Annotated in this window: 12 protein-coding genes; 3 read left to right on the forward strand and 9 right to left on the reverse strand. The window is 66.9% G+C overall.

Features of this window, described 5'->3' with window-relative positions:
• Positions 1–128: 128 nt before the first annotated feature.
• Positions 129–530 (reverse strand): superoxide dismutase, Ni, encoded by a 402-nt coding sequence (sodN, locus tag IEZ27_RS07520; protein WP_125648129.1) that lies wholly within the window; start codon positions 528–530, stop codon positions 129–131.
• Between the two features lie 89 nt (positions 531–619).
• On the opposite strand from sodN, the gene IEZ27_RS07525 reads away from it, so the two are divergent.
• The gene (locus IEZ27_RS07525) at positions 620–913 is read left to right on the forward strand and encodes a S24 family peptidase (protein ID WP_189646567.1); all 294 of its coding nucleotides are present in this window, start codon (positions 620–622) and stop codon (positions 911–913) included.
• A 34-nt stretch (positions 914–947) separates the two neighbouring features.
• Here the strand turns inward: IEZ27_RS07525 and IEZ27_RS07530 are convergent, their stop codons facing one another.
• From IEZ27_RS07530 to IEZ27_RS07545, 4 genes are read right to left on the reverse strand one after another with little or no spacing between them, the layout of a single operon-like run.
• Positions 948–1376, reverse strand: a complete 429-nt coding sequence (locus IEZ27_RS07530; RefSeq protein WP_125648136.1) for a CGNR zinc finger domain-containing protein — start codon at positions 1374–1376, stop codon at positions 948–950.
• A gap of 56 nt (positions 1377–1432) precedes the next feature.
• Positions 1433–2176: an amino acid ABC transporter ATP-binding protein gene (locus tag IEZ27_RS07535; protein WP_189646568.1), complete on the reverse strand. Its 744-nt coding sequence runs from the start codon at positions 2174–2176 to the stop codon at positions 1433–1435.
• Entirely contained in the window at positions 2173–3000 is an 828-nt protein-coding gene (locus tag IEZ27_RS07540; RefSeq protein ID WP_189646569.1) for an amino acid ABC transporter permease, read from the reverse strand. The genes IEZ27_RS07535 and IEZ27_RS07540 overlap by 4 nt, the downstream gene beginning before the upstream one ends.
• Positions 3001–3003: 3 nt before the next feature.
• Positions 3004–3861: an ABC transporter substrate-binding protein gene (locus tag IEZ27_RS07545; RefSeq protein ID WP_125648144.1), complete on the reverse strand. Its 858-nt coding sequence runs from the start codon at positions 3859–3861 to the stop codon at positions 3004–3006.
• A gap of 289 nt (positions 3862–4150) precedes the next feature.
• On the opposite strand from IEZ27_RS07545, the gene IEZ27_RS07550 reads away from it, so the two are divergent.
• Entirely contained in the window at positions 4151–5341 is a 1191-nt protein-coding gene (locus IEZ27_RS07550) for an NAD(P)-dependent malic enzyme (RefSeq protein ID WP_189646570.1), read from the forward strand.
• Between the two features lie 275 nt (positions 5342–5616).
• Positions 5617–6975, forward strand: a complete 1359-nt coding sequence (locus tag IEZ27_RS07555; RefSeq protein WP_189646571.1) for a hypothetical protein — start codon at positions 5617–5619, stop codon at positions 6973–6975.
• A gap of 149 nt (positions 6976–7124) precedes the next feature.
• Here the strand turns inward: IEZ27_RS07555 and IEZ27_RS07560 are convergent, their stop codons facing one another.
• The 4 genes from IEZ27_RS07560 to IEZ27_RS07575 all read right to left on the reverse strand — a co-directional run bounded on the left by IEZ27_RS07560 (position 7125) and on the right by IEZ27_RS07575 (position 13820).
• Entirely contained in the window at positions 7125–8669 is a 1545-nt protein-coding gene (locus IEZ27_RS07560; RefSeq protein ID WP_189646572.1) for a trypsin-like serine peptidase, read from the reverse strand.
• Positions 8670–8850: 181 nt separating this feature from the next.
• Entirely contained in the window at positions 8851–10476 is a 1626-nt protein-coding gene (locus tag IEZ27_RS07565) for a trypsin-like serine peptidase (protein ID WP_189646573.1), read from the reverse strand.
• Positions 10477–10914: 438 nt separating this feature from the next.
• Positions 10915–12531, reverse strand: coding sequence for a trypsin-like serine peptidase (locus IEZ27_RS07570; RefSeq protein WP_189646574.1), 1617 nt, complete (start codon positions 12529–12531; stop codon positions 10915–10917).
• A gap of 494 nt (positions 12532–13025) precedes the next feature.
• A complete protein-coding gene (locus IEZ27_RS07575) occupies positions 13026–13820 on the reverse strand; it encodes an inositol monophosphatase family protein (protein ID WP_189646575.1) in 795 nt (264 codons plus the stop codon).
• Between the last annotated feature and the right edge of the window lie 41 nt (positions 13821–13861).

The following is a 13861-nucleotide window of genomic DNA, read 5'->3' on the forward strand; positions in this document are numbered from 1 at the left end:
GTTCCTCCTCGCGTTTCCGACGCCAACTGCAACTTACCGCCCCTGAGAGGTCCTTGGCGGATTCAGACTCGCCATCAACGGAAAAGGCTCTGTGCGGTCTGGAACCACACAGAGCCTTATATGCCGTTTTAGGCGGCCTTGGTCTCCCAGAAGATCTTGGAGATCTCGTCGATCTTGCCCAGGAGCTCGTCGGCCTTGCCGCCGTCGACCGTGCCCTTGGCGGCCGCGGCGCCCGCGAGCTTCGTGGCCTCCCAGAAGAGCTGGTGCAGCTGAGGGTACTGCTCCAGGTGCGGGGGCTTGAAGTAGTCGGTCCAGAGCACCCACAGGTGGTGCTTGACCAGCTCGGCGCGCTGCTCCTTGATGATGAGCGCGCGGGTACGGAAGACCGGGTCGTCGCTGGCCTCGTACTTCTCCATGATCGCCTTGACCGACTCGGCCTCGATCCGGGCCTGGGCGGGGTCGTAGACCCCACAGGGCAGGTCGCAGTGGGCGGAAGCGACATGCTTGGGTCGTAGCAGTCGTGCGAGCATCAGAAAGTCCTTCCTTGATGCTGAATCAGCTTGGTCCACAACCGACCTTACTCGGGTCCCAAGGCCCGTGGAGTAGGGGGTCTCTGCCCATGAGAGTGCGTGTCGAGGGCGATTCGATGCGTCCCGCGCTGGTCCCCGGAGACTGGCTTCTCGTACGCAGGGGAGCGGCCGTCCACCCGGGTGACCTCGTCGTGGCCAGGCTGCCCGGTGATCCCGATCGGCTCATCGTGAAGCGCGCCCAATGGCACGGCGCGGACGGCTGGTGGCTGGAGAGCGACAACCAGCAGGCGAGCGGCCGGCGTGACAGCTGGGACTTCGGGCCGGTCGAGGAGATCGTCGGGCGTGTCGTGCTGCGCTACTGGCCGCTGATGCGCCGCGGATGACCCTCCGGCCCCTTCGGCGCCCGTACGTGACCGTTCAGCTCTCTTGGGCGCTCCTGCGGCGCCGGTAGGCGGCCACGTTGGCGCGCGTGGCGCAGCGGGGGGAGCAGTAGCGGCGGGAGCGGTTGGAGGAGGTGTCGAGGAAGGCGCGGGCGCAGCGCGGCTCGTGGCAGCGGCCCAGCCGGTCGGCGCCCAGCTCGGCGACGACGGCGGCCAGGCCCATCACCGCGCTCGCCGCGGAGTCCTCGGCCAGGTGGAGGTGCCAGCCCTGGCCGTCGTGGTCGGACAGCCGCGGGTGCACGGGATAGCGTACGAGCAGGGCGTTGAGGCGTTCGGCCACCGCCCGCGCGTCTCCCGCGACGTCGAACACGGAGGCCAGCTCGGCGCGCAGGCCGGTCAGCTCCGGGGGCGGGGCGGGGTCGTTGATCAGGCGGACCGCCCACTCGGCGTAAGAGGTCAGGTCCATGCGGGAGTATTACACGAGTTGCCGGGCCCCCGGGACTCCCCGGGGGCCCGGGCGGGTCACTCCTCCGGGTGCAGCACCCGGTGCAGGAACGTGCGGGTGCGCTCGTGCTGCGGGTCGCCGATCACCTGGGCGGGGTCGCCGTCCTCGACGATGACGCCGCCGTCCATGAACACCACCCGGTCGGCCACCTGGCGGGCGAATCCCATCTCGTGCGTGACGACGAGCATGGTCATGCCCTCCTCGGCCAGCTTGCGCATGACCGTGAGCACGTCCCCGACCAGTTCGGGGTCGAGCGCCGAGGTGGGCTCGTCGAACAACATCAGGTCGGGGTTCATCGCCAGGGCCCTGGCGATGGCCACCCGCTGCTGCTGCCCGCCGGAGAGCTGGGCGGGGTAGGAGTCGCACTTGGCGCCGACGCCCACCTTCTCCAGGTTCTCCCGGGCCACGACCTCGGCCTCCCGCTTGCCGCGCTTCAGCACGCGCTGCTGGGCGATCATGACGTTCTGCAGCGCGGTCATGTGCGGGAACAGGTTGAACTGCTGGAAGACCATCCCGATGCGGCGTCGTACGGCGTCGATGTCGGCGTCGGGATCGGTCACCTCCACACCCTGCACGCACACCTGGCCCCTCGTGGGCTGCTCCAGCAGGTTCACGCAGCGCAGCAGCGTGGACTTGCCCGAGCCGGACGGCCCGATGACGCAGACCACCTGGCCCGGCTCGACCGTCATGTCGATGCCCTTGAGCACCTGGTTCCCGCCGAAGTACTTGTGCAGGTCTCGTAGCTCGATGGCGTGCGTCATTGGCTCCTCCGCTTACGCCCCTCAAGCCGGGACGCGAGGTACCCCAGCGGGATCGTGACGATCAGGTACGTCACGCCGGCGACCATGATGGGCGTGGCGTTGGCGTACTGGGAGGCCAGGTCGTTGCCGAACTTGGCCAGCTCGACGTACTCGCCGGAGACGCCCAGGAACAGCACCAGCGAGGAGTCCTTGAGCAGGGACACGAACTGGTTGGTCGTCGGCGGGATCACCATGCGGATGGCCTGCGGGATGACCACCGTCACCTGCGCCCTGGTCGCCGACATGCCGAGCGACCTGGCCGCCTCCGTCTGGCCCCTCGGGACCGCCTGGAGACCGGCCCGGAAGACCTCCGCCTGGTAGGCGGCGCCGACCAGGCCGAGGCCCAGGATGCCCTGTCCGTACGTGCCGAACGGCACCTGGAACCCGGGCAACGCCAGCGGCAGGAAGGTGATCATCAGGAAGATCAGCAGCGCGGGCAGGCCACGGAAGATCTCGATGTAGATGACCGCGATCCACCGGTACGGCCGCACCTGCGACAACCGCATGAGCGCGAGCAGCAACCCGAACACGAACGAGACGAGGAAGCCGCCCACCGTGTAGATGATCGTGTTCCGCAACGCGACCGTGAACAGGTCGGGCAGCGCCTGCTCGGCCACGTCGACCTTGGCGAAGTTCTGCGCGAGGCTCGCCCAGTCCGCGTACAGGGCCACGGCGACCAGCGCGGCCGCCAGCACGACGTACTGGACGGCGCGCGTGATCCGCTGCTTCTTCCGAGGGCTGAGCCCGGCTCGGCCAGGCTCAGCGGTCTTCGGCTGTTCGGCCATGGATCAGCCCAGCTCGCCGGGCTTCTTGCCGAACCACTTCACGTAGATCTTCTCGTAGTTGCCGTCCTGCTTGGCCTTGGTGATCTCCTCGTTGATCGTCTTGAGGAGGGTGGGGTCGGCGCCCTTCTTCAGGCCGATGCCGTACTGCTCGCCGGTGTCCAGGCTGGCGATCAGCTCGAACTTCTCGGCGATCTCCGGCTTCTTCAGCCAGGTCAGGACCACGGGGAGGTCCTGGACGATCGCGTCGGCCTGCCCGGCCTGGAGGGCCAGGAGCTCCTTGGCCGAGTCGGCGTACTCGGTGGGGTTGAAGCCCTGCTTCTTGACGTAGTCGAGGCCGGTCGTGCTGGCCTGGGCGCCCAGCTTGAGGTTCTTGGCCTTGATGTCCTCGAGCGACTTCGCGCCCGTGCCCTTCTTGGCGAGCAGCGCCTGGGTGGCGTCGAAGTAGGGCTCGGAGAAGTCGATGTTCTGCTTGCGCTCGTCGGTGATCGTCATGCCGGCGGCGGCCACGTCGCACTTGCCCGCGGCCATGGCGGCACCACTCTTGATCACCGCGAAGTCGATGTCCACGATGTTCTGGGTCACGCCCAGCTTCTTCGCGGCGAGGTCGACGATGTCCACGTCGAACCCGACGATCTTGCCGCTGTCGTCCTTGAACTGGAACGGCTCGTACGGGATGTTCGTGCAGACCGTGAGCTTGCCGGGCTGGACGAGCTTCACGCCGCCGGCCGCGGACGCGCTCGCGCCGGTGGTGCCGGAGGAGGAGCCTCCGGACTCGCTGCCACAGGCGCTGAGGGCGAGAGCGGCGGTCAGGGCGAGCGCGCCGACAGCGTAGCCACGGCGGCCCTTGGGGCTGAGGGCCATGTACGGCCTCCTCGAAGAGTTATGCCACGTAACTTGCGTTTTGTGCAGTTTAAAGGGGGTTTAGCTGCGGTCCGTCATCCCGCGTTTAACAATGCGTCAACGGAACGGCGTCGGCTCCGACACCATCGGCCATCTGCCCATCTCACCATGTGGCACTATGGGGAGACGGGTGACCCCCGTAACCCCTCAGAGACGACCGACGAGGGGAGCTTGGCGACTACCGAAGCCAGCCCACTCGCGCTCGTACGCCGAAGGTTTCTTCCGCTCCGATTGACTTACAGGGGTCGCCGTGGCTGCCACGCCCGCTTCTGCATCCGCCGAACCGCTCGACCTCGACCCGGCCTTCGCCCTGCACCGCGGGGGCAAGCTGGAGGTCCGGTCGACCATTCCCGTCCGCGACGCCGACGACCTGTCGCTCGCCTACACGCCCGGCGTCGCCCGGGTCTGCACCGCCATCGCCGACAATCCGTCGCTGGTCAACGACTACACCTGGGTCTCCAACGTGGTCGCCGTCGTCACCGACGGCACCGCCGTGCTCGGCCTGGGCGACATCGGGCCGTCGGCCGCCATGCCCGTCATGGAGGGCAAGGCGCTGCTGTTCAAGGAGTTCGGCAACGTCGACGCCGTACCGATCTGCCTCGACTGCACCGACGTCGACGCGCTCGTCGAGACCGTGGTGCGCCTCGCGCCGTCGTTCGGCGGCGTCAACCTGGAGGACATCAGCGCCCCGCGCTGCTTCGAGGTCGAGGACCGGCTGCGCGAACTGCTCGACATCCCCGTCTTCCACGACGACCAGCACGGCACCGCCATCGTCGCGCTGGCCGCCCTGCAGAACGCGGCCCGCCTGACCGGCCGCACGCTCGGCGACCTGCGCGCCGTCGTGGCCGGCGCGGGCGCCTCCGGCGTCGCCGTCACCCGCATCCTGCTGGGCGCGGGCATCGGTGACATCGCGGTCGCCGACTCCAAGGGCATGATCTACGAGGGCCGCGAAGGGCTCAACCCGGTCAAGGAGGCTCTGGCCCGCGAGACCAACCGGGCCGGCCACACCGGCTCCACCGAGGACGCCCTGGCCGGCGCCGACGTCTTCCTCGGCCTGTCCGGATCGACCGTCTCCGAGGCGGCCATCGCCTCCATGGCCGCCGACTCCATCGTCTTCGCCCTGTCCAACCCCACACCCGAGGTCCATCCCGAGGTGGCCGCCAGGCACGCCAGGGTGGTCGCCACCGGGCGCTCCGACTTCCCCAACCAGATCAACAACGTCCTGGCCTTCCCCGGCGTCTTCCGCGGCGCGCTCGACGTGCGGGCCACGACCATCACCGAGAACATGAAGGTGGCCGCCGCCGAGGCGCTGGCCGCCGTCGTCGGCGACGACCTCTCGGCCACGTACGTGATCCCGAGCCCGTTCGACCGGCGGGTGGCCCCCGCGGTGACCGCCGCCGTGGCCGCCCAGGCCCGTGCCGACGGCGTGGCCCGCGCCTGACCATTTCATGAGCGGGGGCCGACCGGCCCCCGCTCAGCTGTTTTCGCGCTACGTCGCAGGTCGGCGAACATTTCCGTTTTCCCGCCACGTCGTGGGTAGTTGAGTTCCCCGTCCAGGAGAAACGGATCCAGGTCCTGATCCCGAGCAGGGCCTGCGAAGGGATTGCGATGGAGTTCGCGTGACCTTTGGGAACCGCCAAAAAGCCTTTACACAACGTGCTATAACAAGAGCTCTCTGTAAGGTTGTGGGCGCCGACTCCTGTGACGAGGAGAGCGATGGAACGCGAGCCTAATCGACTGCTGCAGCAGCTCATCGCAGAGGCGGGCTTCTCCCACAAGGGACTGGCCAGGCGCCTCAACGATCTGGGAGCCGCGCGTGGCACGCCGGGTCTCAAGTACGACCACAGCTCTGTGCTGCGGTGGATCGGGGGCCAGAAGCCACGGGATCCCGTCCCGTGCCTGCTCACGGAGATCTTCGCGCTGCGGCTCGGCCGCCCGGTGAGCTCGGAGGACCTGGGCATGCCGACCAACATCACGCCCCTCGATCTCGGTCAGGAGTTCACGCACACGTGGCAGGAGGGGGTCGCGACCGTGACGGCGTTGTGGCGGGCCGACGTGGAGAGACGGAGGTTTCTGATCGACTCCACCTTCGCGATCGGAGCCGGCTCCGTAGGAGCCATTCGCTGGCTGACGGCGCCCCCGGAGGGGCGTCCCAGCGGCACCGGCGCGCGCCGGGTGGGCAGGGCCGACATCGCCGCCATCCACGAGGTGACGCGGTCCTTCGGCGAGCTCGACAACCGCTTCGGCAGCGGCCGGGTGCGTTCGTCGGTCGTGAAGTACCTCGACACGGCCGTCTCCCCCCTGCTCAAGGACGGCGGCTACGGCGAGTCCACCGGCAGGCAGCTCGCCGCCGCGGCCGCCGAGCTGACCCGCCTGGCCGGCTGGATGGCCTACGACATGGAGCAGCACGGCCTCGCCCAGCGTTACCTCATCCAGGCGCTCCGCCTGGCCAGGGGCGCCGACGACCACACCCTGGGCGGCGAGATCCTGGCCGGCATGGCCCACCAGGCCATCTACATGGGCCAGCCCGCCCACGCCCTCGACCTGGCCAGGGCCGCCCAGCTCGCGGCCCGGCGGGCCGGCGTCGCGACGCTGCTCGCCTCCGCGCACGTCCTGGAGGCCCACGCCCACGCGGGGCTCGGCGACCCGAAGTCCTGCGGCGGCTCCCTGCACCAGGCCGAGCTCGCCTTCGACGCCCGCAGGCCCACCGAGGAGCCTCGCTGGCTCAGCTACTTCGACGAGGCCTACCTGTCGGCCAAGTTCGCCCACTGCTTCCGCGACCTGGGCGAGGGCGAGCGCACCGTACGGCTGGCGCGCCGCTCCCTCGACATGGACACCCGGTACGTACGGGGGCGCATGTTCAACCTGTCCCTGCTGGCGGCCGGGCTGCTGGAGTGCGGCGAGCTGGAGGAGGCGTGCCAGGCGGCGGGCAACGCGCTGGCGCTGGCGGGGGAGCTGCAGTCGGCGCGGTCCCGGTCGTACGCGGCGGACCTGCGGCGGCGGCTGGAGCCCTACAAGAACGAGCGGGCCGTCATGGCACTGCGGGAGCGTACGCGGGAACTCACGTCGGTGTGACGGCTCCCTGAGTTGAGCCGCGTGACGCAGGGCTCCGGCACCGGAAGGTGAACGACCTCAGGGGCGTCGTGCCGTCCTGAGGCCGGGTGGCGGGCCCCGGGCCGCTTCGGGCGGGCCGGGGCCTCGTCGTCTCCGCTGCTTGAGCTGTACTAGTTGAGCAGTTCGCCGTTCGGGCCGACGATGCTCTTGGTCTCGGCGTAGTTGGCCTTGTTGTAGACGTCGGCGACCTCGCCGTCGAAGTAGGCCGAGCTGATGAAGTCGATCCGGTCGTTGCCGTCCTGGTCGTGGAACATGCTCGTCACGCCGTTGACGTAACCGGTGCGCTTGCCGTTGTCGTACTTCATGAGCCAGGGGCCGCCGTCGGCGCCGCCGGTCATGGAGCACTTGAGCACCTGGTGCTCTTCCACCCGGAAGGTGTTGACCTGGTAGGTCTTGGTGCCGGTCTTGCCGATGCACCACTTGGGGGTCACGCCGGTGTAGGGCTTGTCGCCGTCGGGGTGCGGGTCACCGGGGTAGCCGAAGACGGTGACCTTCTGGCCACGCGGCTGGTTCCACGCGAACCCCTGGCCGCCGACCACGTCCCCGAGCCGGCCGGTGTCCTTGGCCATGCCGATGAAGTAGTGGTCGCGGAAGTAGCGGATCGTCTTGCTCTCCTTGACCCACTGCTTGAGGTAGTAGTGGGTCTCGTACCAGGCGATCTCGTTGCCGTTCTTGTCCTTGACCGCTTCGATCCAGGCGAGCACCTTGCCCTCGGCCTTGTCGGCCACCAGCTTCTTGTAGGCCTCCTGGCTGATGGCGGTGGGGCCGACCTGCTCGTACTGCTCGCCGTTCTTGTTGGTCTCCGTGCTCTTGGGCGCGGCCTCGTACGCCGTCTTGGTCACTTCGACCTTGGTCAGGGTCTTGGCGCCCGCGTAGTCGTGATTGACCTTCTCCGGAGTGAGATCGAACTCCTTCGACCAGTACGGCCCCTCAGGCCCGTACTTGGCGAACAGCGGCTCGAACTCCTCCTTCTTGATCTCTTCGTGGTCGACCCACTTGTCTCCGGCCCAGTCGGAGAAGGCTCCCTTGTCGACTTCCTTGCGGCCGGCCAACGAGAAGCCGTTGTGCACCGCCACGAACGCGAAGTCGCCGTCGTAGTCGTCGTAGGTGTCGAGGTCGTAGGCCGTGAAGGCGTAGGCGCCGGCGTAGACACCCCAGGGAGCCTTGCCCTGGTAGTAGCCGGGCACGAAGACCCACTTGGAGTAGACGTCCTTGCCGGTCTCGTAGACGCAGTGGCCGGCGGTGGCGACGAGGTTGCGGTAGCGGGCCTGGATGGAGGTGGCCGAGCACCAGCGGTAGCGGCCCGCGCTGTCGACGAAGAAGACCTTGCCGATCGTCTTGGGCAGGTTGACGTTCTTGCTGGCGGAGGGCTTCGGCGTGCCCGTGGGGGCGGTCAGGCCGGGCTTGCCGTCGGGGGCGCCGTCCTTGCTCTGCGTGGCGACCAGCTTGGAGACATTCTTGGCGTCCCAGTGGTACTGCGTCGCCTTGCGCAGGGCCGCGCCGTTCGCGCCCAGCCAGAACTTGGCGGCGCTGTACGCGTCGGCGGGCTTCGGCATGAGGTTGTCGCTGACCCAGCTGGGGACGGCGCTGGAGGGGTGGGCAAGCAGGGCGGCGCTCAAGCCGGCGGCGGCGAGGGGGATGAGCAGGCGCTTCAAGGGAGGCTCCACGAAGTTGTCAAGAAGGGTGTCAAAACCCTATCGACCCTCTTGTCACTCTGGTAAGGGTTCGTCTCAGTTTTCGCCAGAAATGGCCGAAGGGCCCGGCAGATGCCGAGCCCTTCGGGTAAAGCTAAGTCGAGCGGAGGTTTGGACCCTCAGCCCAGGATCATTCCGAAGATCAGCTGTCGGCCTTCGGGATGATGCTGCCCGACCACACGTTCGCCGCGGCGGCGTAGACCGAGTTGGTCTCACCGTCGAAGTACGGCGAGGACATGTAGTCCCAGCGGTCGTTGTTGTCCGTGTCGTACAGAACGCTGGTCACGCCGTTGACGTAGCCCATGCGCTTGGCGTTGCTGTACTTGAGGAGCCACGGGGCGCCGTTGTAGCCGCCGGTGACGGCGCACTTCAGCGAGATGTGCTCTTCGATCTTCAGGCTCGGAACCTTGGTGGCCTTCGCACCGGTCTTGCCGTAGCACCACTTCGGCGTAACGCCGGAGTAGGGCTTCGAACCGTCGGGGTGCTTGGCGTAGGGGTAGCCGAAGGTACGGACGTACTTGCCGGTGGCCTGGTTCCAGGCGAAGCCCTGGCCGCCGACGTTGTCACCGAGGCGACCGGCGTCGGTCACCGTCACCGACGGGCCGTCGATGATGAAGTAGCCAACGATCTTGAAGTACTCGAGCGAGTCAGCCGGGGTCGCGAACCACTGCTTGACGTAGTACTGCTGCTTGTACCAGCCACCGTTCTCGGTGGTCACCTTGCCGAGGAACTCGCCCTTGGCCTTCTTGGCCACGAGGTCCTTGTACTCGGACTCGGAGATGGCAACCTTGGAGAGGTTGACCGGCTTGCCGTCGCCCTGCAGGTCCTTGCAGTTGCTGATGACGAGGCACTTCTCGCCGTTCAGCTGCGCGTTGGAGCCGTTCGCAGCCTTGTTGTAGTCGAACTCGGTCACCTCGATGCCACCAAGGGCCTTGACCTCGCCGGCGGCGGGGGTGTAGTCCTTGGCAACCTTCTTGGCCGCGCCCTTGACGGTCTTGGAGGTGAAGGGACCCTCGGGACCGTACTTCGCCACACCGGCGTCGTACTCGTCCTTCGTGATCTTCTCGAGCTTGACGTCCTTCTCGCCCTTGTAGGCCTCGAACTCGGCCTTGTCAACCTGCTTGGTCGACGGGCCGTTGCCCTTGAGGTTCACACCGTTGTAGACGGTGACGAACGCGTAGTCGCGGTCGAAGTCCTCGTAGTTCGAGAAGTCGTAGTGCGTGAAGGCCTGCTTGCCGACGTAGACGCCCCACGGAGCCTTGCCCTGGTAGTAACCCGGGACGAACACCCAGCGGGAGACGACCTCGTCGTTGGCGGCGATGTCGTACACGCAGTGACCAGCCGTCGCAACCAGGTTGCGGTAGTTCGACTGGATCGAGGTGCCGGAGCACCAGTACAGCTTGCCGTCGCGGCCCTCGAAGAACACCTTGCCGATGGACTTCGGCAGGTTCACGTTCTGCGACTTGACCGTGGTGGTCTTCTCGGCGCCGATCGGCGGGGTGGAGCCGGGCTTGCCGTCAGCGACGTACCCGCCCTTCTGCACGATCTTCTTGACGTCCTTGTTGTCCCAGTAGTAGGCCGTGGCCTGCTTCAGGGCAGCGTTGTCGGACTTCATCCAGAAGTTGAGGACCTCAGCGGCCTTCTGCTCGCTGGCAGCGAGAGCGGCGGCGTCGACGTCCGGGTCGGCCTGGGCGGCACCGGCGAGACCGGCAGCCAGCAGACCGGTGGCCAGCAGGGCACCACCGGCGGGGAGGAGGATGCGCTTCAAGGTAACTCCTTGCGCTGTCGTGGAACGCCTCTTGCGTCCCATGCGTCAGTAAAGGGATAGCCAGGAACATACAGTGTCGATCTTGAAATCCGGTAGCCGCTTTGAAAGGAAAAGATGCGGCATGTCGGGCGTTATCGTTCTGTGATGTTTAGGCGCCCAGTGCGCAGGAGTTCGGTGAAGCCGGGCTTGACGCTGTTTGCCCTGATCAACATAAAGAAGATGTCAGTGGTACAACGGTGAGTGTCATGCGCGCTTGATCCGGTTCGCCAGAGAGGTGTGACGCAGATCACATTGGGTTGATGGCACCGATTCGGCGCCGCGTGCGTCCAAACGCCTTCACTTTCCGGCCCGGAAAGGCTGAAGGGCCCGGCGGATGCCGAGCCCTTCAGTGACTAACGGTTCGTACGAACGGTCAGGACCGGTCGTCCCGAGCCGTCATCAGACGATCTTGCCGGACCAAACGTTGGCAGCGGCCTTGTAGACGACGTTCGTCTCACCGTCGAAGTACGGCGAGGAGATGTAGTCCACGCGGTTGTTGCCGTCCTGGTCGTTGAAGGTGCTGGTGACACCGTTCAGGTAGCCCAGGCGCTTGGCGTTGCTGTACTTGAGGAGCCAAGGACCACCGTCGGCGCCCTCGGTCATGGCGCACTTGAGCGCCACGTGCTCCTCGATCTTCTTGGCGGCCGAACCGACCAGCTTCTTGGTGGTCTTGCCGTAGCACCACTTCGGCGTGATGCCGGTGTAGTTCTTGTGGCCGTCAGGGTGCGCCGAGGCCGGGTAGCCGAAGACGCGGACGTCCTTGCCGGTGGGCTGGTTCCACGCGAAGCCCTGGCCACCGACGTTGTCACCGAGGCGACCGGCGTCCTTCACCGCGACCGAGGGGCCCTCGACGACGAAGTAGCCGACGACCTTGTAGTACTTGATCTGGTCGGCGTCGGTCTTGACCCACTGCTTGACCCAGTACTGGGTCTTGTACCAGCCGCCGTTCTTGGTCTCGATCTTGCCGAGGTACTCGCCCTTGGCCTTCTTGGCGGCCAGGTCCTTGTACTCGGCCTCGGAGATCGCGACCGTCACGCCACTCTGACCCTTGGCCTTCGTCGGGTCCGAGAGCGAGATCTGGCAGATCGTCGGGCACTGCTCGCCGTTGACGAGAGCGTCCGTGCCCTTGGGGGCCTTGTTGTAGTCGTACTCGGTGACCTCGCGACCCGTGAGGATCTTGGTCTCGCCGGCCGCGGGCTTGTAGTCCTGGCCGACGTTGCTCACGCTGCCCTTGACGACGTCGAAGGCGTAAGGGCCCTCGGGACCGTACTTGGCCACGCCGGCCTCGTACTCGTCCTTCGAGATCTCCTCGACCTTTACCTTCTTCTCGCCCTTGTAGGCCTCGTACTCGCTCTTGTTGACCTGCTTGACCGCAGGTCCGCTGCCCGTGAGCTGGACGCCGTTGTACACGGTCACGAACGCGTAGTCGCGGTCGTAGTCCTCGTACACGTCGAAGTCGTAGTGGGTGAAGGCCTGCTTGCCCACGTAGATGCCCCACGGGGACTTGCCCTGGTAGTAACCGGGGACGAAGACCCACTTGGACATGACATCGGCGTTGGCGCCGACGTCGTAGACGCAGTGGCCGGCCGTGGCGACCAGGTTGCGGTACTTCGACTGGAGCGAGGTGGCGGAGCACCACTTCTTCTCGCCCTTGCCGTTGACGAAGAACACCTTGCCGATGGTCTTCGGCATGTTGACGTTCTGCGTCTTGGCGGTGGTCTTCTTCTCCTCACCAATCGGGGCGGTGGTCCCCGGCTTGGTGTCGGCGCTGTAGCCGCCCTTGCTCTGCAGCTTGGCGACGTCGGTCTTGTCCCAGACGTTGGACTCGGTGGCGGCCTTGAGGGCGGCACCGTTGTTCTCGGCCCAGAACTGGGAGATCGCCTTCGCGTTGGCCGCGCTCGCCGCCATCGCGTCGGTGGAGATGTCGCTGTCGGCCGAGGCCGTACCGGCGAGGCCGGCGGCCAGGAGGCCGGTAGCCAGGATGGCGCCACCGGCGGGGATGAGGATGCGCTTCAAGGGAACTGCTCCTTGGTCTGTCGTGGGTCGCAACATGCGTCCCATGCGTCAGTAAAGGGATTGCAAGGAACATAGCGCGGTGATCTCCGCAGGTGGAAGCCGTTCTGAGGGGGTCGGTAAGCCCCTGTTTCGCCGTTACCATCCTGTTATCTGTCAGAGGCTTGAGCGTGATGTTATCGGAAGGAGGCGTTTTTCCTGGGTAGGTAGGAGGTTTGACGGATGGGAGGAAAGTTCCGTTAGTGACTCGTCACCCTCCGTGGTCAGTTGAATGTGATTCAGATCACAGGAACCAGAATTGGCCCCCATCCGTCTAAATCCGTCCCCTGTTCACAGGTGATCTTCAGGTTCGCGTCAGAACCCCTCAGGATTCGAGAATCTGGGCGAGTTCGGGTGCGACTGGAGGCGGCGTGAGGGGTTACCGTTTGTGCTGTTTGTCTGTTTTTGGGCATGACGGAGTACGCCGCAGGTGGCCCTGGGCGTCGGCGAGGAGGGCTTCAGGGGAGCAGGAGGGAGCGCACCGTGCGCCAGCAGGCGCTGTCGGCGGCGCCCAGCAGGCCCTGCTTGGGAACGGACGGGCTGTACGGGGTGCCGTCGAGGTGATGGGCGGTTCCGCCCGCTTCCGTCAGGAGCAGGACGCCCGGCGCGTGGTCCCAGGGGAGCGTCCGGTGGAAGAGAAGGAAGTCCTGGTCACCGTTCAGGAGGCGGGGATAGTCCACGCCCGCGCATTTCGTGCCCGGTGTGAGGGCGGCGAAGTGGGGTGCGGCGGTCGCGATGTGGGCCTTGGTGTCGTCGTCCAGGAATCGGGTGAGTACGGCGCCGCGGAGCCGGGACGGGTCGGCGGGGGCGGGGGCGCGGTCCACGCGGACGCCGTTCCGCCAGGTGCCGGAGCCGAGCTCGGCGACGTGGACGTCGTCCTCGGCCGGGCGTACGACCCAGGACGCGACAGCCCGGCCCGACTGGACCAGAGCTGCCATCACAGCGTATTCGGGGCGGCCCGCGACGAAGTTGGCCGTGCCGTCCAGCGGATCGACGAGCCATGCCGTGGGGGCGTCCCGCAGCGCCGAGAGGAGCGTGGGGTCGGCGGCGGTCGCCTCCTCGCCGACGACGGGGGCGTCGAGGAGGTCGCGCAGGCGGCGGCTGATCAGTTCCTCGGCCTCGCGGTCGGCCACGGTGACCACTTCGCCCGGTGTCTTCTCGCAGACGTCGCCGGCGGCGAGGGCGCGGAACCGGGGGAGGATCGCGACCTCGGCGGCCTCGCGAAGGATGTCGGTGACCGCGTCGATCAGCATGGTGTTCATGCTAGACACCGGGCCGTACGTCGCCGGAAGGG

Origin of the sequence: Nonomuraea spiralis (assembly GCF_014648435.1) — a bacterium.
In the GTDB taxonomy this organism is placed as follows: domain Bacteria; phylum Actinomycetota; class Actinomycetes; order Streptosporangiales; family Streptosporangiaceae; genus Nonomuraea; species Nonomuraea spiralis.

Coding starts and splice junctions, on each gene's coding strand:
- sodN (WP_125648129.1), bottom strand. CDS start 530: ATGCTCGCACGACTGCTACGACCCAAGCATGTCGCTTCCGCCCACTGC.
- IEZ27_RS07525 (WP_189646567.1), top strand. CDS start 620: ATGAGAGTGCGTGTCGAGGGCGATTCGATGCGTCCCGCGCTGGTCCCC.
- IEZ27_RS07530 (WP_125648136.1), bottom strand. CDS start 1,376: ATGGACCTGACCTCTTACGCCGAGTGGGCGGTCCGCCTGATCAACGAC.
- IEZ27_RS07535 (WP_189646568.1), bottom strand. CDS start 2,176: ATGACGCACGCCATCGAGCTACGAGACCTGCACAAGTACTTCGGCGGG.
- IEZ27_RS07540 (WP_189646569.1), bottom strand. CDS start 3,000: ATGGCCGAACAGCCGAAGACCGCTGAGCCTGGCCGAGCCGGGCTCAGC.
- IEZ27_RS07545 (WP_125648144.1), bottom strand. CDS start 3,861: ATGGCCCTCAGCCCCAAGGGCCGCCGTGGCTACGCTGTCGGCGCGCTC.
- IEZ27_RS07555 (WP_189646571.1), top strand. CDS start 5,617: ATGGAACGCGAGCCTAATCGACTGCTGCAGCAGCTCATCGCAGAGGCG.
- IEZ27_RS07575 (WP_189646575.1), bottom strand. CDS start 13,820: ATGCTGATCGACGCGGTCACCGACATCCTTCGCGAGGCCGCCGAGGTC.